Here is a 25234-nt window from a genome sequence, read left to right as displayed (position 1 = left end):
CATTTTGCCTGTCCGATTGGTCTGAATTTGGGCGTCGTCAGGTTGAGCGCGGCGCCAATCAGCGTCTGAGTGCTGGGCACCAAAGGGCGCGACATGCGCGGAACGAAGGGGAACACAGTGAAACTCATCATCGCTGCAATCAAGCCGTTCAAGCTGGAGGAGGTCCGCGAGGCGCTGACCGCCATCGGTGTGCGCGGCATGATGGTGACAGAAATCAAGGGGTTCGGTTCGCAATCGGGCCATACGGAAATCTATCGTGGCGCCGAATACGCCGTGAATTTCGTGCCGAAAGTGAAGCTCGAGATCGCGGTCGCGGACGCAATGGCCGAACAGGTTGTCGATACCATCACCAAGACCGCCAAGACCGACAAGATCGGCGACGGCAAGATCTTTGTGCTGGACCTCGAACAGGCGGTTCGCGTCCGGACCGGTGAATCCAACGAAGACGCGCTTTGAGCCGCGCGAACTAGGGACTTTTGATCCAATGAAACTTCTCAAAACATTCGCCCCGGTCGCCGCGCTTGCCGCGTTGCCGTCCATGGGCCTCGCACAGGACGCCGCCGCGGCGCCGGGCTTCGACGAGATCGGGCCCTACATCATGACCACTCTGCTGTTCTGCATGGCAGGGTTCCTGGTGTTCTTCATGGCCGCTGGTTTTGCCATGCTCGAAGGCGGGCTGGTACGCTCCAAGAACGTCACGATGCAGATGACCAAGAACATCGCGCTCTTCTCGATCGCGGCGATCATGTACTGGCTCATCGGCTTCAACCTGATGTACCCGGGCGACTTCAACGGCTACGTCGGCAGCTTCTTCTCGCCGACGGTCCTCGATCCCGTGGGCGTTGCGGCGGCCGATGCGGCGCTCGACTACGCATCTGTCGGGTCGGACTTCTTCTTCCAGCTCGTCTTTGTCGCGGCGACCGCCTCCATCGTGTCCGGTGCTGTGGCTGAGCGGATCAAGCTTTGGCCCTTCCTGATCTTCGTCGTGGTCCTGACTGGCGTGATGTACCCGATTTCCGGTTCCTGGCAGTGGGGCGGCGGCTGGTTGAGCCAACTGGGCTTCTCCGACTTCGCAGGGTCCACCGTTGTGCACTCCGTCGGGGGTTGGGCGGCGCTGGCTGGCTGTATCGTGCTTGGTCCGCGGATCGGCAAATACAAAGACGGCAAAACCACTCCGATGCCCGGCTCCAACCTCGCGCTGGCCACTCTGGGGACGTTCATCCTCTGGCTCGGCTGGTTCGGCTTCAACGGCGGCTCCCAGCTCGCCATGGGCACGGTCGGCGATGTGTCTGACGTGTCGCGTATCTTCGCCAACACCAACATGGCCGCTGCGGCCGGTTCGGTTGCCGCGCTGGTCCTGACCACCATCGTCTATGGCAAGCCGGACCTCACCATGGTGCTCAACGGCGCACTGGCCGGCCTTGTGTCGATCACCGCTGAACCGCTCGCGCCCTCGCTCTTCATGGCGCTCATCACCGGTGCCATCGGCGGCGTGATCGTGGTCTTCACCGTCCCGATGCTCGACAAGTTCAAGATCGACGACGTGGTCGGCGCCATCCCGGTTCACCTCATCGCAGGTATCTGGGGCACGCTCGCGGTTGCCTTCTACACCGGCGACTGGGGCGCACAGATCACTGGCATCATCGCCTACGGTGTCTTCACCTTCGTGGCCAGCCTGGTTGTGTGGTTCATCCTCAAGGCGATCGTCGGCATCCGCGTGAGCGAGGAAGACGAAATCATGGGGCTCGACATGGCCGAGCTGGGCATGGAGGCCTACCCCGAGTTCTCCAAAGGCTAACTCCTCCTTCCATTAGCCTTTCGGACCAACTGCCCGGGCGTTCGCGCCCGGGTTTTTTGTTGCCCGGACGCCAGACTCAGGGCCGCACGGGGCCTGCGACCGGGGCGGCCTCCGGGCGATGTCTTGCGAATGGGTGTAAAAGGGCCGGGGCGGCTCAGTCGTCGAGCGCGCGCGCCTCGTCCACCAGCATCACCGGGATGCCGTTGCGGATCGGGAAGGCAAGGCCGGCCGGGCGGGAGATGAGCTCCTGCGCCTCGGATTCATACTCAAGGCCCGCGTGGGTTTGCGGGCAGATGAGCGCCTCCAGCATCCGGCGGTCAAAGGCCGGCGCGGGCCGGGCTTCGGTCTCGGGGTTAGCGGTCTCGGTCATTGCTTGATCATCTCCTCGTCGCCACCTCTTAGCGCGAACTCGATCAGCGTGACCAGTGTTTCGCGGCGGGTCGAGAGCGAGGGCGCTTCGAGCAGGGCCTGCTTGTCCTCCGGCTCCAGCGGGCAGAGCATCGAGAGCGCGTCGATCAGCATCTCGTTCTCGGCATCTTTCATGCTGTCCCAATCGGTCTGCAGGTCATGCACGTCGAAATACCGGCGCAGAAGGTCAAAAAAGCTTGTGCGGCAGAAGTCGGTGTCTTTCTCCGGCGTCTGGTCGAGATCGCGCTCGAAGCTCGCCCAGCTCACCTCGCAGCAGCGATAGGGGGTGAACCCTTCTACCTCGCGCGTGATCCGATAGCGGCTGATGCCCGCCAGCGTGACCATGTAGCGCCCGTCCTCGGTCTCGGAAAACTGGGTGATGCGCCCGGCGCAGCCGATGGCGTGGAGCTGTTTTTCCTTGCCGGTGCAGAGCGGGTTGGGCTGGACCATCCCGATAAGGCGGTGCGGCGTCTTGAGCGTGTCGTCAAGCATCGCGAGGTAGCGCGGCTCGAAGATATGCAGCGGCAACCGCGCGCGCGGCAACAGCAGCGCACCCGGCAGCGGAAACACGGGTATCTTGTCGGGCAGGTCTGCCAGCTTCATCATGAGCGAGAACCTAGCCCGCGCCCGGCGTCAGGCAAATATCATCGAGCTGAGCTTGCGGCGCCCGTTGAGCACGATCGGATCCTGCGGCTTGAGCGCGTCGAAGATGGTGAAAAGCTGGGCCTTGGCGGCGCCGTCGTTCCACTCACGGTCCCGGCGGAACAGCTCCAGAAGCTGATCGACCGCGCCCTCCACGTCGCCATGGGCGTGCAGCGCCTGGGCGAGATCGAAGCGCGCCTGGTGATCGGCAGGATCGGCCTCGACCTTGGCGGTCAGCTCGGCCACGGGCCCGGCATTCGCGGCCTGCTTCGCCAGCTCGACAGCGGCGGCGGCGGCCTCAAGCTCCGGGGCGGTGGAAATCTCCGCCGGTGCGCCATTGAGAATCGCCTCGGCCTGATCCAGATCGTCCAGCGCAAGGTGCGCCCGCACGAGCCCGCCGTAGGCGGCGGCATTGGCCGGATCTTCGCCCAGAATGGCGGAGAAGGTCTGGGCGGCATCGACCGCGGCGCCCTCGGCGAGCATCTGCTCGGCCGCCTCGACCGCATCGCCAAGCCCGCCGTCACCCTCGCCCCCGGCGATCTCGGCCACGCGCGCAACGAAGGCGTCGATTTCCGAACCCGGGACCGCGCCCTGGAACCCGTCGACCGGCTGGCCCTTCCAGAAGGCATAGACCGTGGGGATCGACTGGACCCGCAACTGCCCGGCGATCATCTGGTTTTCATCGACGTTGATCTTGACCATCCGCACCGCGCCACGGGCCTTCGTCACGGCGGCTTCGAGCGCCGGCCCGAGCGTCTTGCAAGGGCCGCACCACGGCGCCCAGAAATCGACGATCACCGGGATCGTATCGCTCATCTCGACCACGTCGGCCATGAAGGTGGCCTCCGTGCCGTCCTTGATGAGATCGGCGGCGGGGGTGGTATCGGCGGTGCTGTCCAGTCCGAGCATCGGGTCGCTCCTGATGGCGTGAGTGTGTTTGGCGTTGGCCCCTATATGGCCCGGCGGCCCCCGTCTGCCAAGAGGCGGCGGCGGCCCGCGCGGGCTCAGAGGTCAAATGTGGCGAAGACGGGCGCGTGGTCGGACGGTTTCTCCCAGCCGCGCACGGGGCGCAGGACGCGGCTGGAATGGCCTGCGCCGGAGATGTCCGACGTGGCCCAGATGTGGTCGAGCCGGCGCCCCTTGTCGGCCGCATCCCAATCCCGCGCGCGATAGCTCCACCAGCTGTAGAGCCGCCCCTCGGGCACATCCTGCCGCGTGATGTCGACCCAGTCGCCCGCCTCCTGTACCGCGCCGAGATGCTCGACCTCGACCGGCGTGTGCGAGACGATCTTGAGCAGCGCCTTGTGATCCCAGACGTCATCCTCGCGCGGGGCGATGTTGAGATCGCCCACGAGGATGGCTTTCCGCGGGGTCTCGGCGTGGAACCAGTCGCGCATCTCGGTGAGGTAGTCGAGCTTCTGGCCGAACTTCTCGTTGACCTCGCGGTTCGGCTTGTCGCCGCCTGCGGGGACGTAGAAGTTGTGGATCGTCGTGCCGTTCTCCAGCCGCGCCGCCACGTGGCGCGCATGGCCGAGCCGGGCGAAATCCTGCTCGCCCGCATCGACAAGCGGCAGTTTCGACAGGATCGCCACGCCGTTGTAGCCCTTCTGCCCCCGCGCGACCATGTGGGGATAGCCGAGCGCGGCAAAGACCTCGCGGGGGATCTTGTCCACCGGGCTTTTGCATTCCTGCAGGCAGAGCACATCGGGCGCCTCCTCGCGCAGCAGCCGCGCCACCAGCTCGGCGCGCAGCCGGACGGAGTTGATGTTCCATGTGGCGAGGGTGAAGGGCATGTCAGGCTCCGGTCGTCAGGGTCGCGGGATCGCGCGCCCCCGGTAGCACAGGCCCGAGCCCGTCCGCCAGCGCCGAAGCCCCCCTCGGAGCGGGTGGACGTTTCAGAAGGCTTGGCAGAAGACTTGATGGGGCGGGCAAGACCCGTTATGTGACGCGCTATGAAGAGAATGTTTGACATGGACGATCGAGCGTTTCTCCCGTGGCGTTTCTTTGGCGCTTCGCGGTCGGTACTCGCACGGCTATAAGGCCGCGACGCCCGCATTCCGTCTATTTTCAAAACATGTCATCCAGGGAGAGGACCCATGTCCCCCAAGACGCTCTACGACAAGATTTGGGACGCGCATATCGCGCATGAAGCCGAAGACGGCACCACCCTTCTCTATATCGACCGCCACCTCGTGCATGAGGTGACGTCGCCGCAGGCCTTCGAAGGGCTTCGGCTCACTGGCCGCAAGGTGCGCGCGCCGGACAAGACCATCGCCGTGCCGGATCACAACGTGCCGACCACGCTGGACCGGACCAAGGGCATCGACAACGAGCAGAGCCGGATTCAGGTCGATGCGCTCGATCGCAACGCCAAGGAATTCGGCGTCCATTACTATCCCGTCTCGGACATCCGTCAGGGGATCGTGCATATCGTGGGCCCGGAAAACGGCTGGACGTTGCCGGGCATGACGGTCGTCTGCGGCGACAGCCACACCGCGACCCACGGCGCCTTTGGCGCGCTGGCCCACGGGATCGGCACCTCCGAGGTCGAGCACGTGCTCGCCACCCAGACGCTGATCCAGAAGAAATCCAAGAACATGAAGGTCGAAGTGACCGGCAAGCTCAAGCCCGGCGTGACACCCAAGGACGTCACGCTCGCGATCATCGGCGCCACCGGCACCGGCGGCGGCACCGGCTATGTCATCGAATATTGTGGCGAGGTGTTCCGCGACATGTCGATGGAAGGCCGGATGACGGTTTGCAACATGGCGATCGAGGGCGGCGCGCGCGCAGGGCTCGTCGCACCGGATGAGACCACGTTCGAGTATGTCAAGGGCCGGACCCACGCGCCCAAGGGCGCCCAGTGGGAAGCCGCGCTGACATGGTGGAAGACGCTCTACACCGACGAGGGCGCGCAGTTCGACAAGGTCGTGACGCTGCGCGGCGAGGATATCGAGCCGGTCGTGACCTGGGGCACCAGCCCCGAGGACGTGCTGCCGATCACCGGCGTCGTGCCCGATCCGTCGCAGTTCAAGGGCGGCAAGGTCGACGCAGCGCGCCGGTCGCTGGAATACATGGGGCTCAAGCCCGGCCAGAAGCTCAGCGAGATCGAGATCGACACGGTCTTCATCGGTTCCTGCACCAACGGGCGGATCGAGGATCTGCGCGCCGTGGCGGATGTGGTCAAGGGCAAGAAGATCAAGGAGGGGCTGCGCGCCATGATCGTGCCCGGCTCCGGCCTTGTGCGGGCCCAGGCCGAGGAAGAAGGGCTTGCCGAAATCTTTCAGGAGGCGGGCTTCGAATGGCGCCTCGCGGGCTGCTCGATGTGCCTTGCGATGAACCCCGATCAGCTCTCCGAGGGTGAGCGCTGCGTCTCGACCTCCAACCGGAATTTCGAAGGCCGGCAGGGATACAAGGGCCGGACGCACCTCGTCTCGCCGCCCATGGCCGCCGCCGCGGCGATCACCGGCCGCCTCACCGATGTGCGGGAGATGATGTAATGGACAAGTTCGAGAAAATTACCGGAATCGCCGCGCCCATGCCGCTCGTCAATATCGACACGGACATGATCATCCCCAAAGTGCACCTCAAGTCGATCAAGCGGACCGGCTTCGGCAAGCACCTCTTCGACGAAATGCGCTACAACCGCGACGGCACCGAGGTGGCGGATTTCGTCCTCAACAAACCGCAGTACCGCGATGCCGAGATCCTGATCGCGGGCGACAACTTCGGCTGTGGCTCCTCGCGGGAACACGCGCCCTGGGCGATCGCGGATTTCGGGATCAAGTGCGTCGTCTCGACGAGCTTTGCCGACATCTTCTTCAACAACAGCTTCAAGAACGGCATCCTGCCCATCGTCCTGCCGCAAGAGCAGGTCGACATCCTCATGGCGGACGCCGAGAAGGGCGCGAACGCGCGGATGACGGTCGATCTCGAAGCGCAGGAAATCACCACGTCCGATGGCGATGTGATCCCGTTCGATGTCGATCCGTTCAAGAAGCACTGCCTGCTGAACGGGCTCGACGATATCGCGCTCACCATGGAGAAGGCGGCGAGCATCGACACGTTCGAATCCTCCATGTCGGTGCAGCGCCCCTGGGTCTGAGCATCCGGGCATTTTGCGTCGCGGCGGCGCTTCTGGCGTCGCTGCTTCCCGTCGCGCCCCTCGGCGCGGCCGAGACCATCCGCGTTGCCAGTTTCAACGCCGAACTTGGCCGCAAGGGCCCCGGCCTGCTCCTGCGCGATATCCTCAAGGGCGATGATCAGGCCGCCGCCGTGGCGCGGGTCATCGCGGAGGTCTCCCCCGATATCATCGCGCTGCAGGGCATCGATTTCGACGCCGAGAGCCACGCGCTCAACGCGCTGGCCGATCTCATCGCCGAGGCCGGCGCGGATTACCCCCACCGTTTCGCCCGCCGCCCCAACAGCGGGCGGACCACCGGGCTCGATCTCGATGGGGACGGGCGGCTCGGCGGGCCCGGGGATGCGCAAGGCTACGGCGAGTTTTCCGGCTCCGAAGGCATGGCCCTGCTATCGCGCTTCCCCATCATCGAGGCTGAGGTCTCCGATCTCTCCACGCTCCTCTGGCGCGACCTGCCGGGCGCGGAGATGCCCGAGTTGAGCGCGGAGATCATCGCGATCCAGCGGCTCTCCACGATCGCGCATTGGATCATCCCGGTGGAGCTGCCGGAGGGCGGGCGCGTCGATGTCATGACCTTCCACGCCACGCCCCCCGTCTTCGACGGGCCCGAAGATCGCAACGGGCTGCGCAACGCGGACGAATTGCGCCTCTGGTCCGCGCTGCTGGACGGCGCCTTGGCGGATGTGCCCGGCGGCGCGGCGCCCCCGGAGGGGCCCTTCGTGATCCTCGGTGACGCCAACCTCGACGCCTCGGCCGGCGATGGCCGCCGCCCGGTGATGCAGGAGTTCCTCGCGCGCTCCGACATTCAGGACCCGCGCCCCGAGAGCCCCGGCGGCACGGACGCGGGCCGCCCGATGGCCACCGCCGACTGGCGCGCGATCGATGTGGGCCTCATGCGGGTCGATTACGTCTGGCCCTCGCAGCACTGGCGCATTGCGCGCTCGGGCGTTCACTGGCCCGCCGCAGAAACCCCCGCAAATGCTGACGCCATCGCCGCCAGCCGGCACCGCATCGTCTGGGCCGATCTGGTCGTGCCCGAGACCCCGTGAGCTTTCTTGACCCCCCAAGCCGCAGCCGATAGGCCGTTGGCCGACCAACGCAGACAGGACCAAATACCATGAGCAACCCCTCGCTTCTCATCCTCGCCGGGGACGGCATCGGCCCCGAAGTCATGTCGCAGGTGCGCCGGATCATCGATTGGTACGGCGAGAACCGCAGCCTCGCGTTTGACGTGAGCGAGGATCTGGTGGGCGGCGCGGCCTATGACGTGCACGGCGTCCCGCTGACCGACGAGACCATGGAAAAGGCGCAATCGGTGGATGCGGTCCTGCTCGGCGCGGTCGGCGGCCCGAAGTATGACGATCTGGATTTCTCGGTGAAGCCCGAACGCGGGCTGTTGCGCCTGCGCAAGGAGATGGACCTCTTCTCCAACCTGCGCCCCGCGCAATGCTTTGACGCGCTTGCCGATTTCTCCTCGCTCAAGCGCGACGTGGTGGCCGGGCTCGATATCGTCATCGTCCGCGAGCTGACCTCCGGCATCTACTTCGGCGAGCCGCGCGGCATCATCCAGGAAGGCAACGAGCGCGTCGGGATCAACACGCAGCGCTACACCGAAAGCGAGATCGAACGCGTGGCCCGGTCGGCCTTCGAGCTGGCGCGGCGGCGCGGCAACAAGGTCTGCTCGATGGAAAAGGCCAACGTCATGGAATCGGGCATCCTCTGGCGCGAGGTTGTCCAGAAGGTGCACGACGAGGATTACGCCGATGTCGAGCTTTCGCACATGTACGCGGACGCCGGCGCGATGCAGCTTTGCCGCTGGCCCAAGCAGTTCGACGTCATCGTGACCGACAACCTCTTCGGCGATCTGCTCTCCGACGCGGCGGCGATGCTCACCGGCTCGCTCGGGATGCTGCCCTCGGCCTCGCTCGGCGCGCCGATGGCCAACGGCCGCCCCAAGGCGCTCTACGAGCCGGTCCACGGCTCCGCCCCCGATATCGCGGGTCAGGGCAAGGCCAATCCGATCGCCTGTATCCTCAGCTTCGCCATGGCTCTGCGCTATTCCTTCGACCAGGGCGACGAGGCCTCGCGGCTGGAGAACGCGGTCGAAGCGGTGCTCGCGGATGGCGCCCGGACGGCCGATCTTCTCGGCGAAGAGGGCGTCACCCCGGTGACAACCGCTGAAATGGGCGACAGGATCCTCGCGGCGCTCGACGCAAGCCTCTGATCCCCTTGAGTGTACCGCCGGTTTGGGGCAACCCTGTGCGCAGGCAGCTTCGAAACGGCGGTACCCATCCATGGGCGGCAACACCAAAGGCGCGCTTCACGCACTGACGGCCTTCGCGATCTTCTCGGCGCATGACACGGTCGTGAAGTTTCTCGGCGGCACCTACTCGCCGTTCCAGATCATCTTCTTCACCGCGCTCTTCAGCTTCCCCATCATCACGATGATGCTCATGGGCAGCACGACCAAGGGCAACCTGCTTCCGGTGCATCCGTGGTGGACGGCGGCGCGCACCTGCGCCACCGTGGTGACCGGCATCTCTGCCTTCTACGCCTTCTCGACCCTGCCCCTGACGCAGGTCTATGCGATCATCTTCGCCGCCCCCCTCCTGATCACGGTCCTCGCGATACCGATCCTCGGCGAGACGGTGCGCCTGCGCCGTTGGATCGCGGTTCTGGTGGGGCTCACCGGGGTGGTGATCGTCCTCCGGCCGGGCACGGCCGAGCTCTCTCTGGGCCACCTCGCGGCGCTCGCCGCCGCCTGCGGAAGTGCCTTTGCCTCGATCATCGTGCGCAAGATCGGATCCGACGAGCGCAGCGTCGTGCTGCTCCTGTACCCGCTCGCGGCGAACTGCATCCTGATGGCCTTCGCCCTGCCCTTCGTCTACCGACCCATGCCGCTGACGGACATGGCCGGGGCCGCCGGTATCGCTTTGCTGGGCCTTTTGGCGGCGAGTTTCGTGATCTCGGCCTATCGCAACGGCGAGGCGGCCATCGTGGCGCCGATGCAGTATTCCCAGATCATCTGGGCAACGCTCTTCGGCGCGCTCCTCTTCGACGAGTTCCCCGACGGTCCGACCATCCTCGGCGCCGCCATCGTCATCGCCAGCGGTGTCTACATCGTCCTGCGCGAGAGCCGTAGCGGCCAATCGGCCAACACCCCGGTCCTGCGCACGCGCACCCGCTTCGGTGTCACGACGACCCCCCGCCTCAACACGATCTTCGACCGGCGCACACCCAACGACTGACCCCCCACCGCGCCCGCCGGTTTGCCCTTGTCAAACCCAAGCCGCTCGGGTATCTGCGCCCGCACGGTCGGAGTGTAGCTCAGCCTGGTAGAGCACTGTCTTCGGGAGGCAGGGGCCGGAGGTTCGAATCCTCTCACTCCGACCAATATTTTCAGATGCCTATGGGTTTCTGGGGATCATCGCTCAGGGTCGTTGCCCCTGACTCTTTTCGCTACAGTCGAACTCTGTCGATTTCAGCCGCGTGTCTGGACTGATCCACCCGGGTTTCCAGCCATTGGCTGGAAATGGCGCGCGCCAATGTGAAAACATTGCGGGGAACTTGCGAGCTCGCAAGATAGTTGGACCGTCATCGCCGATGCAAATGGCCCGGATACGTCCGGCCCTCTCCAAAGGAAAGTATCAATGAAACTCCAGATCGGCGTTGAGCTGCATTACGCAGTCGAGTCCGCCACGGATATCATCTTGCAGATCGAGGTTCCCAGCTTTGCCGATCAGCGGGTCGTCCACGAGAAGATCGAGTTGAGCGAAACTCTGGACTCGGCACAAGTGTCGGCAGAGGAAGGCCTCGGGCACCGCAGGCTGCTGCAGGTCGACAAGGACTTCAAGTGCAGCTACGTCACGCACGTCGAGGTCGATCGCCCCGCCCTGGATATCTCACAACTTCCGGCCGTGCCGCCGCATCAGCTGCCGAGCGATGCGATCCGATACCTGATGCCGTCGCGCTATTGCCCGTCCGATGAATTGCAGAACTTTGTCGCGGCGGAATTCGGATCACTCAACGGCGGCGCGCGGATCGCTCAGATCCGGGACTGGATCTTTGAGGGGTTCAAATATGTTCCGGGGTCGAGCAACGCGCAGACGACCGCTCTGGATACCTTCGTCCAGCGCCAAGGCGTGTGCCGTGACTATGCCCATGTCATGATTGCCCTGGCTCGCGCCTCGGCGATTCCAGCGCGATTTGCCAGCTCCTACGCGCCCTACGTCACGCCGCAGGATTTTCACGCGGTCGCCGAGGTCTATCTCGACGGCACATGGCATCTCGTCGATGCAACGGGGATGGCTGCCGCCAACCAGATCGCACGGATCGGCGTTGGCGCGGACGCCGCGGAAGTGTCGTTCTTGTCCAGCTTCGGTCAGGTCTATCTGCAAAACCAAACGGTAGAGGTGACTGTCTCCGAATAGGATGGCGCTGGAACGGCTCTTGCCGGAGTTCGAGGCGTTGCGTCAGGACACTTGACGCCTGTCAGCGGTGATGCGGCCGTCCTCCAGCGTGATGATGCGGTCGGCCATTTCAAGGATGCGGGGGTCATGAGTGACCATGACGGTTGTCGTGCCGCGTGCGTCGCCCAGACCCTTCAGCATCTTGACGACCCTATGCCCGGACGCCTTGTCGAGAGCAGCGGTCGGTTCGTCAGCCAGGACGATTTCGGGGTTCGACACCAATGCGCGCGCCACGGCAACGCGCTGTTTTTGGCCGCCCGACAGGTTTCCGGGCAGGTAGTCGCACCGATCCGCAAGGCCAAGCAGGTCGAGAAGGTGGTGCGCCGCGGCGCGCTGTTTTCTGGCGTCACCAGCGCCATGCACCTGCAGCCCCATCAACACGTTCTGCGTCGCAGTCAGGCTTTCGTGCAGGTTATGCGCCTGAAAGATGAACCCCAGCCGGCGGCGCAGGGCAACCAGCGTCGCCTCATCCGCCCTCATCAACTGTTGGCCAAGGATGCGCACGTCCCCGTCTTTCACCGCGCGCAGACCGCCGATCAGGGTCAAGAGCGTTGTCTTGCCTGATCCGGACGGCCCCATCAGGACGGTCAGGCTGCCCCGATCCACCTCCAGCGCGATGTCAAAGAGGGCCTGCTTGCGGGTGTCCCCGGTCCCGAAAAAGTGGTTCAACCCGTGCGTGATGATCGGGGCGTCGCGCATCAGAACAAGTCCGCCGGATCGGCATTGGCCAGCCTGCGCGTGGCAATGGCGCCGGACAGGCTACAGGCCGCCAGTGTGCCGAAGAACACGAGGATTGCGCGGCCTGCGTCCATCACGACAGGCAAGCCGGTGACCGACACCAGCCCGGCATAGAGCACCATCGAGACAAAGACGCCGGGAATGAAGCCGAAGACGGCAAGGACCATCGCCTCCTCAAAGACGATCCCAAGGAAAAACGGCTGTCCATATCCCATGGCCTTGAAGGTGGCGTATTCACGCAGGTGGTCAGCGACGTCCGTGGACAGGACCTGATAGACGATGACCAATCCGACGAGAATGCCCATGAACACGCCAAAGCCGAAGATGATCCCGGTCGGGCGTTCGGTTGCCATGTAGGCGAGGTCGTTGGCAGCTGACCCCGCCATGGTCTGGATGCGAATGTTGCCTTTGGGCAAGGCCGCTTGCAGGCGGGCCACCACGGCGTCCGGTGATACCCCGTCGGCGGTGCGGATCAGGATGTGGTTGGGCGCGCCGCTGGTGCGGTTGGGAAACAGGCGCAGAAAGGTCTGGTCGGACATGATCACCATTCCGTCGGCCAGAAACCCGCCGCCAACATCCATCGTTCCGATCGCGGTCAGGGTAGTGCCGCCGGTCTCAAAGCTGTAACGCCCGCCATCCGTGAGTTTGGCGATGACGGAGGCGGGCATACCGCGCGTGCCTTCGTCCAATAGGGCGGTGTTTTCGAGGGTCAGCCTGCTCAGGGACGCCGCGATTCCGGGGCTGGCGAAGGACGGTTGGGCCACGTCCATGCCAAAGCTGAGCAGGGACACGGATGACCCGTCGTCCAGCGTGAAGGGCAGGTTGCCGATATAGAGGGGGGTGGCATCGGCCACACCGGCCACCCCGAGGGCCTGAAACATGCGCACGCGCGGGATATGGCCGCCGTCTGTCAGGGTGTTGCCGTCCTCGGACGACAGGATGATGTCGGCGTTGAGCATGGCATAGGGGGCCACGGTGGAAGAGTTCAGCGCGCCCATGATACCAAGCTGCATGAAGACAAGCAGGTTGGCAAAGGCCACCCCCGCCACGGCGGCGATGAACCGGCCGCGATTGTGGGTCAGTTGCAGCCAACCGATGGGCAGGCGGCCGAAAACCAGGGTCAGAAGTTGGCTCATGGTGCGCGGCCGGCGTCGATCCGTACAACGGCCGCAAGATTGGTGAATCGCGCCGCGATGGGCGAAGAGGCCGGATCAAGAGTCACGATAACATCGACGACGCGTGCATCCGTGTTGGCGGCCGGGTCGTTCGAGGTGATGGATTGGCGTCCGATCTCGAGCCCGATGGCGGTGACCGTTCCGGTCAGATCCTGTGACAGGGCATCGGCGCTGACGATGACGGGATCGCCGATCGTGACGCGCCCGATCATGGTTTGATAGACCTCGGCCTCGACCGTCATCTGCGAGGTGTCGCCAAGGTGGATGATCCCTGCCGAGCCGGGGCGTTCCCCTGCGCGGACGTTGATATCCAGAACCTTGCCGCGGTCCGGCGCGCGCACATAGGCGCGGTCGAGGTTCTGCTCGGCGCTGGCGAGTGCGGCGCGGGCGGCATCCAGATTGGCCTCGGCCACGGCGATATCGGCCTGAACGATCTCCGATTGCGTGGTGTAGCGCGACAGAGTGGCCTTTGCGCGTTCGACATCAAGCATGGATTGCGTGGCGGCGGCCAGGGTTTGATCGAAGACCGCGCGGGTCGTCACACCGCGTTCGAACAGGGTGGTGACACGCGCCAGTTCCGATTGCGCCACATCCGAGGCGGCCTGCGCCCGGTCGAGCGAGGCCTGCGCCTCCGCGCGGCTGGCGGTGTTGGAGGCGCGTGTCCGGTCAAGGCTGGCCTGGCGCACGCGCAGCTCCGCCCGCGCCGCGTTCACGGCGCTTTCGAGTTGGGGCAGGTTATCGAGAACAGCGAGGATGTCGCCCGCTTCGACCTCATCCCCCACCGCGACCCGCAATTGCGCGATCCGCGCGTCGCCTGCGCCGGACGGCGTCGCAACGCTGATGACGTCACCGCGCGGGATGATCCGGCCAAGGGCGACAACATCGCCTTCGCTGATCACCGCGACCTGTTCGTGGTCCTCCACCTGCTTGATCGCCACGGCGATCGGCGTGGACGTACCTGCCCCGGGTTCCAATCCCGTCGTGTTGAAAAAAGCCCGCAACCCCGGCGGTTGGAAATACATGCCGATCACGGCCCCGGTGAAGAGGGAAATCATGACCAGCGGAATCAAAAGCAGTCGGGACCAGCCATCGCCTTCTGGCGGGGGGGCCGGTTCGGGCTTTGTCAGACCGGCGTCCTCCAGCGGAAGATCAACGGAGGTGATCGGCTCATCGGGCATGGTACGCGGTTCAATCGAGGTTTGTGCCGGGCCTTCGGCGCCGCAAGGACACAGGGGCCAGGCGATCCCGGTAGTCTATACGTTTCGGGGCCTCTGCGCACCTTGCGCTGGATCAAGCGTCGATCAAGACGACGAAAGCGGCGCCCGGCATGCACCGGGCCCGTTCTGACATGGGCAGGTCGTCCCGTCTCACCCGTGCGTTTCCTCCGGACGAGACTTCGGACACCCTCCCTGTTCTTGATAGAACGGGAGGGCGGTGCAGGTTGTCGCGGTAATTTGGGTTGTACCCGTTGCCATACCTAGATCGACGGAAGCGCCTTCACCATGGCGGCGAGCACATCGTCCGCCGGTTTGGTCCACCAGTTTTCGGCCGAGAATATCTCGACCTCGACCAAGCCGTCGAAGCCTTCGGCCTCGACCATCTGACGGAAGGCCGGGATGTCGATCACCCCGTCGCCCATCATGCCGCGGTCGGTCAGCATATTCTGCGTCGGGTTCATCCAGTCGCAGACATGAAAGGCGTGGATGCGCTCCTTGCCGGCGCGCTTTATCTGAGCGGCGATCGCCGGATCCCACCAGATGTGATAGACATCAAGCGCCACGCCGATGCCCTCGCCGAGCGTGTCGCAGATATCCAGCGCCTGCCCCGTGGTATTCACGCAAGCGCGGTCGGCGGCGTACATCGGGTGGAGCGGTTCGATGCCAACCTTCACCCCGACGGTGCGGGCATAGTCGAGCGTTTTTCCCAAACCCTCGGTGACGATCTCGCGCGCCGCGACGATATCCTTGGAGCCCTCAGGCAACCCGCCGACCACCATGACAAGGGTCTCCGCGCCGATGGCCGCGGCCTCGTCGACCGCGCGTTTGTTGTCGTCGATCACCTGTTGCGTCAACGCAGCCTCGGCGGTGTACCACCCGCCCCGGCAGAGGCCGGACACGCCGAGCCCCGCGTCGCGGATCAGTTTCGCCGCGCGCTCCACGCCGCAGTCCTGCAACTTGTCGCGCCAGGGGGAGATGCCGCCGATGCCGTGGCGGCTGCAGCCATAGATGCACTCTTCGAGCGTCCATTGCTTCGACACCGTGGCGGTGTTCAGCGAAAGGTCGGCGGCTGTCAGCGTCCTCATGCCCAGACCCCCCGCGCCTGAAACACCGGCGTCGCGCGGCGCAGGACCTCATCGGGATCGGTGAAGAGCCGGGCCGCGTTCGCCAGCCGGATAACCTCGGCCAGATGCAGCGTCGAACGGGCACTTTCCTGACCGCCGATCATGGTGAAGTGATCCTGATGGCCCATGAGGTAGGCCAGGAACACAACCCCGGTCTTGTAGAACCGCGTCGGCGACTTGAAGATGTGGCGGCCCAGCGGCACGGTCGGATCGAAGACCGCGTGGTATTGCGCGTCATCGCCCTCGGCCAGCGCGTTGAGCGCGCGGCAGGCGGCCCCGGCGATGGGATCGAAGATTCCGAGCAGCGCGTGGGAATAGCCCTGCTCATCCCCCTTGATCAATTCGGGGTAGTTGAAGTCGTCGCCGGTGTACATCAGCACGCCGTCGGGCAGTCGGCGGCGCATGGCGATCTCTTTCTCCGCCGACAACAGCGAGACCTTGATGCCGTCGATCTTGTCGGCGTTCTCGGAGATCACGTTGAGGCAGGTCTCCATCGCGGCCATGTGATCGGTATTGCCCCAGTAGCCCGCCAGCGCCGGGTCGAACATCTCGCCCAGCCAATGCAGGATCGCTGGCTGCTGCAAGCCAGACAACACCCGGCCATAGACCTTGGCGTAATCCTCCGGCCCCGTCGCCGCCCGCACAAGCGCACGGCTGGCCATCAGGATCACGCGGCTGCCGGTGGCCTCGACCGCCTCGCATTGCATCTCGTAGGCGGCGATCACGTCGTCGAGGGTGACATCCGGGCCGGGGACGAGGTGGTCGGTCCCTGCTCCGCTGGCAATCAGCGCGCCGGCGGGGGCGGCGTCCATGCTGCGTTGGATCAGCTCCAACGACGTTGGCCAGTCGAGGCCCATGCCCCGCTGCGCGGTGTCCATCGCCTCGGCCACCCCCAGACCCAGCGACCAGAGGTGCTGGCGGAAGGCCAGCGTGCGGTCCCAGTCGACGGCGACGCCGTCCCCGGGATCGACCTCGGCCAAAGGATCAGAGACCACATGCGCGGCGGCATAGGCCGTACGGGTCCACCCGCCGCCCGGGGCGGGGACCGGTCCGGCGGAGATCTCGAACCGGGCGGTGCTGCCGCCTGCTGTGGGAAGGATGAGTTGTGCCATGTCCGCCCCCTCAGATGTCCAGCGCCGGCACGTCGAGCCAGCAGCGCTTTTCGGAGCTTTCATAGCCCAGTTCCGCGAGCTGCACGCCCTTGGCGCCCTCTTCGAGGGTGTAGGACCACGGCGCGTCCTCGACCACGTGGCGCAGGAATTGCTCCCATTGCACCTTGAAGCCGTTGTCGAAAACCGTGTTGTCCGGCACTTCGACCCAGTCGTCGAAGAAGTTCATCGTTTGCTTCTGGTCCGGATTCCAGACCGGCTTGGGCGTGTTGACCCGCGCCTGGCTGTAGCAGGTGTGCAGCCCGGCGACGGCACTGCCATGGGTGCCGTCGATGTGGAAGGTCACGAGGTCATCGCGGCGCACCCGGGTGCACCAGGAGCTGTTGATATGGGCGATGATGTCGCCTTCGAGCTCGAAGGTGGCATAGGCCGCATCGTCGGCGGTGGCCTCGTAACGCTCGCCATTCTCGTCCCAACGCTCGGGGATATGGGTCACGGCTGTGCAGTTCACCGCCTTGACCGGCGCAACCACGTTATCCAGCACATACCGCCAGTGGCAGAGCATGTCAGACACCATGCCGCCGCCATCCTGCTTGCGGTAGTTCCAGGAGGGGCGCTGCGCCTGCATCCAATCGCCTTCGAAGACCCAGTAGCCGAATTCGCCGCGCACGCTGAGGATCTTGCCGAAAAACCCGCTGTCGCGCAGCCGCTTGAGTTTCAGCAGGCCGGGCAGGTCCAGCTTGTCGTGCACGATGCCGTTCTTAACGCCCTTCTCCTTGGCGTGCTTCGCAATCGCGACCGCCTCATCGAGCCCTTCGGAGACCGGCTTTTCCGAATACACGTGCTTACCGGCGTCGATCGCCTTGCGCAGCAAACCGGGGCGCATCTGGGTGCTGGCGGCGTCAAAGAAGATGGTGTCGTCGGGGTTGGCCAGCGCTGCATCGAGATCGGTCGTGTACCGCTCGACGCCGTGCTGCGCGGCCAATGCGGCGATCTTCTTCTCGTTGCGCCCGACGATGATCACATCCGGAACAAGCCGATCGCCATTCTTCAGCAGCATCCCGCCCTCGTTGCGGATCGCCAGAACCGAGCGGATCAGGTGCTGGTTCATCCCCATGCGCCCGGTGACGCCGTGCATGATGATGCCGATGCGTTGTGTGGTCATTTGCTTGCTTCCTTTTTCTTGGCGTCATTCGGGCGCGCGCGGCGCTTGGGTGCCGTTGATCTGCACGGGCGAAAACAGGAAACCGCGATGCCGTTCATGTACCCTCCCGCAAGCTACCGTCTGGTAATCTATAAGTTACCAACTAGTAGGTTAACGGAATCGAGTCAAGGATCGATGCGTGCGACGCCGCGATTTTCGGTCTGCCGAAATGAACTGTGGAGGGTCAGGCGTGGGGTTGATCAGCGTCCGTCTCGGACGGCCGCAAATAGGCAATGATCATGTCGGCTGCCTTGTCGGCATGGTCCTTCACCCAGCCTTCCGAGATCGGGGCGTGAAACACCACTTTGAGCGTGTGCATGTTGGAGATCGGAAACCAGCAGACCGAGGCGATGAAGATATAAAGCTCCACCGGATCAATGGAGGATCGGAACTGGCCCGAGCTGTTGCCGCGCCGTAGGATTTCCTCGACGCGGCGCAGCAGGACCGACTGGATTTCGGTGGCATCGTCGAGCGTCCGAACGGTTTCGCCGCCCATCAGATTCTCGGTGTTCAGCATCCGGATGAACCACGGATTGTTCCAGAAGTGGTTCATGGTGAAATGCACCAGCGCGCGCACTGCCTCTTCCGGCTCCAGCGTATCGAGTTCGAGCGTCATCTCACCCTGGCGGATCTGCACATAGGCTTCGCGGAGCGCCGCGGAATAAACTGCGTCCTTGTCGCCGAAATAGTCATAGATCATCGGCTTGCTGACCCCCGCCCGCGCGGCGATCCGGTCCACGCGCGCGCCGGAATGGCCAACCTCGCTGAACTCCTCCAGCGCGGCGTTCAGGATGGCGGCCCGGGTCACTTCCGGGTTGCGCTTTCGGTCCTTGCGGATCGGGGTAACTTGCTTGGCCATGCGCCCTCTTGCTGGTCGTGCGGTCCCCGCCCCGGGGTGCCCTCCTCTTTAGCAGCCGAAACCCGGGCGGGCCAGAGAGCCGATCTCGACCCGCCCCCCGGCGATGCGGAGCGCGACGCCGTTGTCATCCTGCGACAGGATATCGCCGTGGCGCTCCAGCAACATGGCGCGTTCCGCCTCCGGCGCGCCCTGCAGTCCACCAGCGAAATGATGGCCGTTGCGCTCGACGTCCCGCACGCCGCAAGCCGACATCATCGCCGCGTCCTGAAGCCAGCAGATGCCGGGCTGACAGGTAAGGTCCTCGCCCGACAGAAGCGTCCCCGACGCCTCGGCCCGCGCCTTGTTGATCAGCGCCCGGAGCACACCCTTGCAACTTTTGATCGAAGTGCCCGACCAGCCGAGGGTCAGGGCACGCGCAAAGGCATCTTCGCGGTCGTCGCTTTCGTCGATGATCAGCGGAAGCGGCGCGTCAACCGGGTTGGTGAGGGCGACCTCGCGCGGGAAGGGTTGCTCCACGAAACGCACCGCCGGGAAGAAGCGCGACAGCGCCGTATCCGCGGCAATGGCCCCGAGGAAAGCGCCGAAGTCCTCCGGCGCATATTGCTCGTTGGCGTCCAGCGTCACGGCATAGTCACCGCCCCCGTCCAGCAGTCCGGCGATGTCGCGCAGACGGCGGTGATCGGCCTCCGGGTCGCCCTTCAGCTTGATCTTGAACGCCGACACGCCGGTGTCCGAGATCACCTCGTCCAGCGATACCGGTCGGCCGTCCTTCGGACGATCCTCGCCGACGTCCGCCTGCCGCAGTGGCGCGTCGAAGCCGACGGTGTGACGCAGGACAAGCGTTTTCGGCGCGGAAATCGTGGCCAGGGAGGAGGACAGATCCGCAGGGGAGAGATCACCCGGGCAGCCGCTGACCAGCCCGAAGGCATCATCGCGCGCGGCCGTCCAGAAAGGCACTTGGAGCGCTTTGCAAAGCGCGTCGATCACGGCCATTTCGACCAGCGCGGGTCCGAAACCCCGCGCCAGCGGTGGGGTGTTCGGCAAGGCCCGGTCCAAACCTGCGCGCAAGGCGCGCGTCACCTCCAGCGCGGTACCGCGCAGCCCCGGGGCCTCGGCCACTGCAGTGTCCACGACCCGGCGCAATTCGTCGATCGTATCGGCATTGCTCATCTCCGCGCTCTTGTTGAACCAACGCGGGACCATGAGTTGCGCCGACACGCCCGTTTCACGAATGCCGTTCACGTCGATCTCGACGCGCGCATGCGCCTCGGCGGTTTCGCGGACCTCGGTACTGCCGAACTGAAACGGCAGCCGCATGGTCACGGGGCGTTCCGACCAGGTGGCCGAGCGGATCGTGAGCGTTGTCATGAGCAGGCCCTTTCACAGGCTCGCAAGGTGGCAATTCCGGTGGCCGCGGTGACCGGCGCGTCGATCAGGGTGCGGAATGGCTCGACACCCACGGGCCGGGCCCAGCCGGTCTCGACCAGCGCGGCGACGATCTGAGGGAACGGGTCATCGCCCATCCCCGGCGCGCCGCGATTGGTGTCGTTGGCGTGGATATGACCGATCATTCCCGTCGGCACCCAATGTCGGATAAGGTCGGCCACCGGCGGCTCGGTCTGGCCGGATGCGCTGATGTCGATCATGGTGCGAAAGGCCGGGTTGCCGATGGCGCGGGCCAGCTCCGCCCCCTGAGCCACGGTGTTGATCGCGTCGTCCTCGGCCTGCGACAGCGGCTCGATGCAATAGGTCACACCAGAGCTCTCGGCCGCCTCGGCCACCGGCGCGAAGAACTCCGCAAGCAGCGCCAGGAATGCGGCATCGTCCATCCCCTCGGGCCGAACACGTTGTTTCGGCGAGCCGTGGATCAGGACATCCCCGCCGAGCGCGGCGCAGAGATCGACCAGCTTCAGCAGGATCGCCTGCGCCCTGCCCTGTTTCGCCGGATCGGTGATCGACAGATCCGGATACCCGCTGAGCAACCAATGCAATCCGGTGACGCGAATGCCCTCGGCCTCGATGGTGGCGCGGATGCGGGTGATCTCCTGCGCCGTCAGATCGTGCGGCGCTTCGCCCAAAGTCGCTGGCGCGAGTTCCAGCCCCGAATACCCCAATGCGGCGGCGATCCGCGCCTGTTCGCCCAGGTCTCTGCCCTCATCGGCCAGCAACTCGTTGCATAAGGTATAGTCAAGCATTGAGCCGCGCCCCGAGTCGGCGGAACGGTGCGAGGGCCACGCGCCGGACCTGCGGCAGGTTCATTGCGATGGACAGCACGATCAGCGCCACGAAGACCGCCGAGACCGGGCGCGTGAAGAACGGCGCCAGCTCGCCATCGCTCAACGTGAGTCCGCGACGCAGGCTCTTGTCGAGCAGGTCGCCGAGGATGATCCCCAGAACCAGCGGCGCCATCGGGTATTTCATCTGCCTCAGGACAAAGCCGACCAGCCCGAAGAACACCATGATCCAGATGTCGAAGATCCGTTGGCTCAGGGCATAGGTTCCGATGACGCACAAGACGAAGACCACCGGCATCAGATAGCTGTAGGGCACGCGCAGGACCTGAACGAACGCCTTGGTCAGGGTCAGGCCATAGAACGCCATGAACACCGTGGCGATCACCACCATCGCGCTGATGAGGCCGACGAAATGCGGCTGTTCGATCATGATCAGTGGCCCGGGGCGGATGCCATGGATGAACAGCGCGGCGATCAGAACCGCCGACGAGGCCGATCCGGGCACCGCCAGCGTGATCGCGGGGATCAGCGATCCGGGCACCACGGCGGAGTTGCCGGTTTCCGCGGCGATGAGCCCCTCGTGGCTCCCGTGGCCGAATTTTTCCTTTTCCTTGGACGTCTTGCGCGCCGCGGCATAGCTCGCCCAGGCACCGATATCCTCGCCCACGCCGGGAATGATGCCGACAAGTGTGCCGATCAGCCCGGAGCGCGCGATGGTGAACTTGTAGCGCCAGAGATCCGCAAGGTCCGGTATCGTCCGGTCGCTCTTGTCCTTCTTGACCGCCAGCTCGCCAGCCTTGTTCCACATCGCCGTCAGAACTTCGGCAAAGCCGAAGGCCCCGACCATTGCCGGGATCAGCGCGATGCCGGCGTTGAGGTCCTGCACCCCGAGGTTGAAGCGCACATGCGCGTGGATCCCCTCCGAGCCGATCATCGCAACAGCCAGCCCCAGCAGACCCGCGATATAGCCCTTGAGCGGCGTGGTGTCGGCGGTCAACTGGCCGGAAATCAGGATGCCGAAGACCGCGAGCCAGAAGAACTCGAAACTGCCGAAATTCAGCGCGGCCTCAGCGAGCGGCGGCGCGATCAGCACCAGCATGAAGACACCGGCCAGCGTCCCCAATGCGGACCCGGCGGTGGCCAGCCCCATCGCGTATCCCGCGCGCCCCTGTTTGGCGAGGGGATAGCCATCGAGCGAGGTTGCCGCGCTTGCCGGTGTGCCGGGGATATTGAGCAGAATCGCGCTGCGCGACCCGCCATAGATCGCGCCCACGTACATGCAAATCAGCACGAAGATCGCAGCGGTCGAATCCAGCGAATAGGTCAGCGTGGTCATCAGTGCCACGCCCATCGTCGCGGTCAGCCCGGGCAGCGAGCCCACCACGATGCCCAGAAGCGTCGCCCAGGCCGCGTGAAACAGCATCATCGGCGTGAGCAGCGTGCCCAGCCCGGTGATCAGATCTCCCAGCCCGCTCATGGCAACCTCACCAGAAAGAGTTTCTCGAACAATAGCGCCGAGCCCAGCGCCACGCCGAAACCCAAGGCGAGCGCCCCGGCGAGGGATGTGAGCTGCGCCCGCCGCGCGCCGTCGATCGGGAAGGAAAAGACCAGAGTGAAACACGCCGTGAAGACGAAGGTGGCCCAGAAATACGGCAGCCAGCCAACAAGCCCCAGCGCGTAGACGGTACAGATCGCCGTCGTGATCCCCAGCCGCGCCCAGGATCCGCCCGAGAGCACCGGTGCCGCGTTGCGGTCCTCGGCCTTGTAGGTCGACCGAAAGAGCAGCGCCGCGCAGAGCGCCAGCAGCACGCCGAGGATCATCGGCACGAGACCGGGAATCGAGGCCGGGTGAATCTGCCGGATCTCGAGCCGGTCCATCGTGTAGCCGCCCACCAGAAGCGCCAGTCCGAGCATGAAAAGCAGAAGCGCCGAAAGGCGGTCCGCCAAGGCCATGTGCATGGGATTACCTGTTTTCGTTTGTCAAAAACTCAAAATCTCCGGGTGGAGCCGCGACGCCCCACCCGGACGGCGTTGTTATTCTGCGGGGCAGTCGATGCCGATCTCGGAAGGATCGACAACCGCTTCGCCACGGGTCACGCGGGCACAGGCCTCGGCCACCACGACCGGCATCGCCTTCTCCAGCGCGCCATCACCGAAGCTCGGCGCGAAGACGGCGCCGCGATCGGTGGCATAGGCTTTGAGCGCCTCGCTGTTCATGACGTGATCCTGCCAGATCTGATCGACGGTGTCATAGACTTCCTGCGGCGCGCCTACGGGGATGAAGACCCCGAAGTAATCCGCGGCCACGTGGAAATCCGGCATGAAGTCGGTGATCGGCGGAACCGGGTCGATGCCTTCGACCTCGAGCGGGGTATCCGACAGCACCGTGAGCGCGCGCAGACGCCCGGCGCGGATCATCTCGGTCTGCTCCACCGCGAGCTGGGTGGTGACCTGAACCTCGCCCGACGCCGCCGCGATCACGGCCGGGTTGCCCCCGTCATAGGTGATCATCCGCGCGCCGGACAAATCGCCCTCGGCGCTTTCCTTGATCGCCGCCAGCGCCATGCCGCCCGAGGAGTTCACCCCCGCGGTGCCGACCGTGACCGAGCCGTTCTGCATGTCTTCCAGAAGTTCCGGGAAGGTCTGATAGGGCGCGTCGGCATTGACGCTGACCACCGGAACATTCGCGACATGCAGGTAGATGTGATAATCCTCGATCGAGGTGTCCTCGATGAGCCCGGTCACCGCGTAGGTAGCATTGTTGGCGATGGCGTTGGCGGTCCAGGTGTAGCCGTCGCGCGGCGCGTCGAGCGCGGCCTTGGTGCCGGTGGAGCCGGATGCCCCCGGCTGGTTGACCACGACGACATCCGTCCCCAATGCCTCCTCCAGGATGGGCGCAACGACGCGGGTGACCTGATCGGTCGATCCGCCCGCCGACCACGGCACGATGATGTTGATCGGACGGTCCGGTTTCCAGGCGTAATCCTGAGCGGAAAGCGGGGCGGCAAACGCCGCGGTCGCCGCGAAAATGGCGACCCTTGAAAAGGCTGACATGGTATCTCCTCCGTTATCTACCATATAGTAGGTTATGGAGCAAACCCACGCCTGTCAAACGTTTTGGTAAAACCGCATTTTCGGTATTGTGTCAGGCCGCTCGCCGCGCGCCATGGTGGATCGCCACCGCAGGAGTGCGCCAGCGCGGCCCCTGCGAGGGGGCGCCGAGGGGCTTGATTTGCACCAGCCTCCGGCGGATCAGCTCGCGGCTTCAAAGCGTTTGCCCCGGGAAGCGCCGCCTGAGCCGCCTCACTGGAATCACGGGCCGCCGTCAGGTAGGTGTGGGGCGACACGGAAAGGCCAGCCTATGCACACCACGCCCCAAGCAGAACGGCTCGCGAACGTCTTGCGCCGCGCGCGCCGGACCGGCGCGCCCGAGGATTTCGACGCGGCGGAGAATATCAGCACAGCGGAGGCGATCTCCTACCAAGAGGCGCTGGCCGTCCAGCAGTTGATGATGCCGGATCTGGGCGCGGTGAGCGGCTTCAAGGTCGGCGCCTTTCGACCGGGTCAACCTGCCCTCGCGCCCATTCCCGCCGAACGGACCTTCGAGAGCGGCGCGGATATTCCCGCGCGCGGCAAGATCGGGATCGAGCTGGAAATCGGGTTCGAAGTCCTGCACCTGCCGGACGCTCAGGCGCGTGACATGCCCCAGACCTGTTTCCGGCCGCGCATCGTGATCGAGCTTTGCGGGCAGCGTCTGGCCGGAGACGACCTCGATCCGGTCTTGAAGCTCGCCGACATGCAACTCAACGAGGGGCTCGTGGTCGGGCCCGCTTTGCAAGGGTGGGACGGTCGGGATTTCAGCACGATTACCGCGCGGCTGCGCTGCGGTGAGGAGGTGGTGACCAGCGGCGAGGCCGCCATCCCCGGCGGCTCCGCCCTTGGCAATCTCTGGACACTTGTCGACCATCTCGGCGCGCATTGCGGCGGGCTCAAGCCCGGCCAGATCCTCATCACCGGATCGGTCTCCGGCCTGCGCTGGTTCCGCCCCGAGATCCGCGTCGATGGCCACATCGAAGGGTTCGGCCCGATCGCCTGCCGGATCGTTCCGGGATAGCG

Annotated in this window: 25 protein-coding genes and 1 tRNA gene; 10 read left to right on the top strand and 16 right to left on the bottom strand. The window is 65.1% G+C overall.

The window, feature by feature from the left end; all coding sequences use genetic code 11:
• Positions 1–117: 117 nt before the first annotated feature.
• Positions 118–456 (top strand): P-II family nitrogen regulator, encoded by a 339-nt coding sequence (locus BM353_RS04895; RefSeq protein WP_092077565.1) that lies wholly within the window; start codon positions 118–120, stop codon positions 454–456.
• Positions 457–484: 28 nt separating this feature from the next.
• Positions 485–1798, top strand: a complete 1314-nt coding sequence (locus BM353_RS04890; RefSeq protein WP_092077201.1) for an ammonium transporter — start codon at positions 485–487, stop codon at positions 1796–1798.
• Positions 1799–1952: 154 nt separating this feature from the next.
• On the opposite strand, the gene BM353_RS04885 is transcribed toward BM353_RS04890, so the two are convergent.
• The 4 genes from BM353_RS04885 to BM353_RS04870 all read right to left on the bottom strand — a co-directional run bounded on the left by BM353_RS04885 (position 1953) and on the right by BM353_RS04870 (position 4641).
• On the bottom strand, positions 1953–2168 hold the full coding sequence (locus BM353_RS04885) for a Trm112 family protein (RefSeq protein WP_092077199.1): 216 nt from the start codon (positions 2166–2168) through the stop codon (positions 1953–1955).
• Positions 2165–2812 (bottom strand): LON peptidase substrate-binding domain-containing protein, encoded by a 648-nt coding sequence (locus BM353_RS04880; protein WP_092077197.1) that lies wholly within the window; start codon positions 2810–2812, stop codon positions 2165–2167. Before BM353_RS04880 ends, BM353_RS04885 begins: the two co-directional genes overlap by 4 nt.
• A 27-nt stretch (positions 2813–2839) precedes the next feature.
• Positions 2840–3757: a thioredoxin family protein gene (locus BM353_RS04875; protein ID WP_092077195.1), complete on the bottom strand. Its 918-nt coding sequence runs from the start codon at positions 3755–3757 to the stop codon at positions 2840–2842.
• Positions 3758–3852: 95 nt separating this feature from the next.
• Positions 3853–4641 (bottom strand): exodeoxyribonuclease III, encoded by a 789-nt coding sequence (locus tag BM353_RS04870; RefSeq protein ID WP_092077193.1) that lies wholly within the window; start codon positions 4639–4641, stop codon positions 3853–3855.
• Positions 4642–4944: 303 nt separating this feature from the next.
• On the opposite strand from BM353_RS04870, the gene leuC reads away from it, so the two are divergent.
• The 7 genes from leuC to BM353_RS04835 all read left to right on the top strand — a co-directional run bounded on the left by leuC (position 4945) and on the right by BM353_RS04835 (position 11419).
• Positions 4945–6348, top strand: a complete 1404-nt coding sequence (leuC, locus tag BM353_RS04865) for a 3-isopropylmalate dehydratase large subunit (RefSeq protein ID WP_092077191.1) — start codon at positions 4945–4947, stop codon at positions 6346–6348.
• Positions 6348–6953, top strand: coding sequence for a 3-isopropylmalate dehydratase small subunit (gene leuD, locus BM353_RS04860; RefSeq protein ID WP_092077189.1), 606 nt, complete (start codon positions 6348–6350; stop codon positions 6951–6953). Before leuC ends, leuD begins: the two co-directional genes overlap by 1 nt.
• Complete coding sequence (locus BM353_RS04855) at positions 6920–8038, top strand: endonuclease/exonuclease/phosphatase family protein (RefSeq protein ID WP_342742207.1); 1119 nt, start codon at positions 6920–6922, stop codon at positions 8036–8038. The genes leuD and BM353_RS04855 overlap by 34 nt, the downstream gene beginning before the upstream one ends.
• A gap of 68 nt (positions 8039–8106) precedes the next feature.
• Positions 8107–9213 (top strand): 3-isopropylmalate dehydrogenase, encoded by a 1107-nt coding sequence (gene leuB, locus BM353_RS04850; RefSeq protein WP_092077187.1) that lies wholly within the window; start codon positions 8107–8109, stop codon positions 9211–9213.
• Between the two features lie 70 nt (positions 9214–9283).
• Entirely contained in the window at positions 9284–10237 is a 954-nt protein-coding gene (locus BM353_RS04845; protein WP_092077185.1) for a DMT family transporter, read from the top strand.
• Positions 10238–10305: 68 nt separating this feature from the next.
• Positions 10306–10382 (top strand) — tRNA-Pro (locus tag BM353_RS04840).
• A 257-nt stretch (positions 10383–10639) separates the two neighbouring features.
• A complete protein-coding gene (locus BM353_RS04835; protein ID WP_092077183.1) occupies positions 10640–11419 on the top strand; it encodes a transglutaminase-like domain-containing protein in 780 nt (259 codons plus the stop codon).
• A gap of 42 nt (positions 11420–11461) precedes the next feature.
• Here the strand turns inward: BM353_RS04835 and BM353_RS04830 are convergent, their stop codons facing one another.
• The 12 genes from BM353_RS04830 to BM353_RS04775 all read right to left on the bottom strand — a co-directional run bounded on the left by BM353_RS04830 (position 11462) and on the right by BM353_RS04775 (position 24172).
• A complete protein-coding gene (locus BM353_RS04830) occupies positions 11462–12157 on the bottom strand; it encodes an ATP-binding cassette domain-containing protein (protein WP_092077181.1) in 696 nt (231 codons plus the stop codon).
• Positions 12157–13332, bottom strand: a complete 1176-nt coding sequence (gene devC / locus BM353_RS04825; RefSeq protein WP_092077179.1) for an ABC transporter permease DevC — start codon at positions 13330–13332, stop codon at positions 12157–12159. Before devC ends, BM353_RS04830 begins: the two co-directional genes overlap by 1 nt.
• Positions 13329–14549 (bottom strand): HlyD family efflux transporter periplasmic adaptor subunit, encoded by a 1221-nt coding sequence (locus BM353_RS04820; RefSeq protein ID WP_092077177.1) that lies wholly within the window; start codon positions 14547–14549, stop codon positions 13329–13331. Before BM353_RS04820 ends, devC begins: the two co-directional genes overlap by 4 nt.
• A gap of 299 nt (positions 14550–14848) precedes the next feature.
• Positions 14849–15673, bottom strand: a complete 825-nt coding sequence (locus tag BM353_RS04815; RefSeq protein ID WP_092077175.1) for a sugar phosphate isomerase/epimerase family protein — start codon at positions 15671–15673, stop codon at positions 14849–14851.
• The gene (locus tag BM353_RS04810; protein ID WP_092077173.1) at positions 15670–16824 is read right to left on the bottom strand and encodes a dihydrodipicolinate synthase family protein; all 1155 of its coding nucleotides are present in this window, start codon (positions 16822–16824) and stop codon (positions 15670–15672) included. The genes BM353_RS04815 and BM353_RS04810 overlap by 4 nt, the downstream gene beginning before the upstream one ends.
• 10 nt (positions 16825–16834) lie before the next feature.
• Positions 16835–17986, bottom strand: a complete 1152-nt coding sequence (locus BM353_RS04805) for a Gfo/Idh/MocA family protein (protein WP_092077171.1) — start codon at positions 17984–17986, stop codon at positions 16835–16837.
• A gap of 223 nt (positions 17987–18209) precedes the next feature.
• The gene (locus BM353_RS04800) at positions 18210–18884 is read right to left on the bottom strand and encodes a TetR/AcrR family transcriptional regulator (RefSeq protein WP_092077169.1); all 675 of its coding nucleotides are present in this window, start codon (positions 18882–18884) and stop codon (positions 18210–18212) included.
• Positions 18885–18932: 48 nt separating this feature from the next.
• Positions 18933–20252, bottom strand: coding sequence for an enolase-like domain-containing protein (locus BM353_RS04795; RefSeq protein ID WP_092077167.1), 1320 nt, complete (start codon positions 20250–20252; stop codon positions 18933–18935).
• Complete coding sequence (locus BM353_RS04790; RefSeq protein ID WP_092077165.1) at positions 20249–21079, bottom strand: sugar phosphate isomerase/epimerase family protein; 831 nt, start codon at positions 21077–21079, stop codon at positions 20249–20251. Before BM353_RS04790 ends, BM353_RS04795 begins: the two co-directional genes overlap by 4 nt.
• Positions 21072–22595, bottom strand: a complete 1524-nt coding sequence (locus BM353_RS04785; protein WP_092077163.1) for a tripartite tricarboxylate transporter permease — start codon at positions 22593–22595, stop codon at positions 21072–21074. The genes BM353_RS04790 and BM353_RS04785 overlap by 8 nt, the downstream gene beginning before the upstream one ends.
• Entirely contained in the window at positions 22592–23071 is a 480-nt protein-coding gene (locus BM353_RS04780) for a tripartite tricarboxylate transporter TctB family protein (protein WP_177220450.1), read from the bottom strand. The genes BM353_RS04785 and BM353_RS04780 overlap by 4 nt, the downstream gene beginning before the upstream one ends.
• An 81-nt stretch (positions 23072–23152) precedes the next feature.
• A complete protein-coding gene (locus tag BM353_RS04775) occupies positions 23153–24172 on the bottom strand; it encodes a Bug family tripartite tricarboxylate transporter substrate binding protein (protein WP_092077159.1) in 1020 nt (339 codons plus the stop codon).
• A gap of 307 nt (positions 24173–24479) precedes the next feature.
• Here BM353_RS04775 and BM353_RS04770 point away from each other — a divergent pair, with 307 nt between their 5' ends.
• Positions 24480–25232, top strand: coding sequence for a hypothetical protein (locus tag BM353_RS04770; protein WP_092077157.1), 753 nt, complete (start codon positions 24480–24482; stop codon positions 25230–25232).
• Positions 25233–25234 lie beyond the last annotated feature (2 nt).

Source organism: Poseidonocella sedimentorum (assembly GCF_900116005.1).
GTDB classification, from domain to species: Bacteria; Pseudomonadota; Alphaproteobacteria; order Rhodobacterales; family Rhodobacteraceae; genus Poseidonocella; species Poseidonocella sedimentorum.
The sequence above is the reverse complement of the archived record's forward strand: the minus strand, read 5'-3'. Positions and strand labels throughout refer to the sequence as shown.

What these genes read in the sequence shown, in the direction of transcription:
- BM353_RS04890 (WP_092077201.1), top strand. Translation starts at nt 485, where the DNA reads ATGAAACTTCTCAAAACATTCGCCCCGGTCGCCGCGCTTGCCGCGTTG.
- BM353_RS04885 (WP_092077199.1), bottom strand. Translation starts at nt 2,168, where the DNA reads ATGACCGAGACCGCTAACCCCGAGACCGAAGCCCGGCCCGCGCCGGCC.
- BM353_RS04880 (WP_092077197.1), bottom strand. Translation starts at nt 2,812, where the DNA reads ATGATGAAGCTGGCAGACCTGCCCGACAAGATACCCGTGTTTCCGCTG.
- BM353_RS04875 (WP_092077195.1), bottom strand. Translation starts at nt 3,757, where the DNA reads ATGCTCGGACTGGACAGCACCGCCGATACCACCCCCGCCGCCGATCTC.
- BM353_RS04870 (WP_092077193.1), bottom strand. Translation starts at nt 4,641, where the DNA reads ATGCCCTTCACCCTCGCCACATGGAACATCAACTCCGTCCGGCTGCGC.
- leuC (WP_092077191.1), top strand. Translation starts at nt 4,945, where the DNA reads ATGTCCCCCAAGACGCTCTACGACAAGATTTGGGACGCGCATATCGCG.
- leuD (WP_092077189.1), top strand. Translation starts at nt 6,348, where the DNA reads ATGGACAAGTTCGAGAAAATTACCGGAATCGCCGCGCCCATGCCGCTC.
- leuB (WP_092077187.1), top strand. Translation starts at nt 8,107, where the DNA reads ATGAGCAACCCCTCGCTTCTCATCCTCGCCGGGGACGGCATCGGCCCC.
- BM353_RS04845 (WP_092077185.1), top strand. Translation starts at nt 9,284, where the DNA reads ATGGGCGGCAACACCAAAGGCGCGCTTCACGCACTGACGGCCTTCGCG.
- BM353_RS04835 (WP_092077183.1), top strand. Translation starts at nt 10,640, where the DNA reads ATGAAACTCCAGATCGGCGTTGAGCTGCATTACGCAGTCGAGTCCGCC.
- BM353_RS04830 (WP_092077181.1), bottom strand. Translation starts at nt 12,157, where the DNA reads ATGCGCGACGCCCCGATCATCACGCACGGGTTGAACCACTTTTTCGGG.
- devC (WP_092077179.1), bottom strand. Translation starts at nt 13,332, where the DNA reads ATGAGCCAACTTCTGACCCTGGTTTTCGGCCGCCTGCCCATCGGTTGG.
- BM353_RS04820 (WP_092077177.1), bottom strand. Translation starts at nt 14,549, where the DNA reads ATGCCCGATGAGCCGATCACCTCCGTTGATCTTCCGCTGGAGGACGCC.
- BM353_RS04815 (WP_092077175.1), bottom strand. Translation starts at nt 15,673, where the DNA reads ATGAGGACGCTGACAGCCGCCGACCTTTCGCTGAACACCGCCACGGTG.
- BM353_RS04810 (WP_092077173.1), bottom strand. Translation starts at nt 16,824, where the DNA reads ATGGCACAACTCATCCTTCCCACAGCAGGCGGCAGCACCGCCCGGTTC.
- BM353_RS04805 (WP_092077171.1), bottom strand. Translation starts at nt 17,986, where the DNA reads ATGACCACACAACGCATCGGCATCATCATGCACGGCGTCACCGGGCGC.
- BM353_RS04800 (WP_092077169.1), bottom strand. Translation starts at nt 18,884, where the DNA reads ATGGCCAAGCAAGTTACCCCGATCCGCAAGGACCGAAAGCGCAACCCG.
- BM353_RS04795 (WP_092077167.1), bottom strand. Translation starts at nt 20,252, where the DNA reads ATGACAACGCTCACGATCCGCTCGGCCACCTGGTCGGAACGCCCCGTG.
- BM353_RS04790 (WP_092077165.1), bottom strand. Translation starts at nt 21,079, where the DNA reads ATGCTTGACTATACCTTATGCAACGAGTTGCTGGCCGATGAGGGCAGA.
- BM353_RS04785 (WP_092077163.1), bottom strand. Translation starts at nt 22,595, where the DNA reads ATGAGCGGGCTGGGAGATCTGATCACCGGGCTGGGCACGCTGCTCACG.
- BM353_RS04780 (WP_177220450.1), bottom strand. Translation starts at nt 23,071, where the DNA reads ATGGCCTTGGCGGACCGCCTTTCGGCGCTTCTGCTTTTCATGCTCGGA.
- BM353_RS04775 (WP_092077159.1), bottom strand. Translation starts at nt 24,172, where the DNA reads ATGTCAGCCTTTTCAAGGGTCGCCATTTTCGCGGCGACCGCGGCGTTT.
- BM353_RS04770 (WP_092077157.1), top strand. Translation starts at nt 24,480, where the DNA reads ATGCACACCACGCCCCAAGCAGAACGGCTCGCGAACGTCTTGCGCCGC.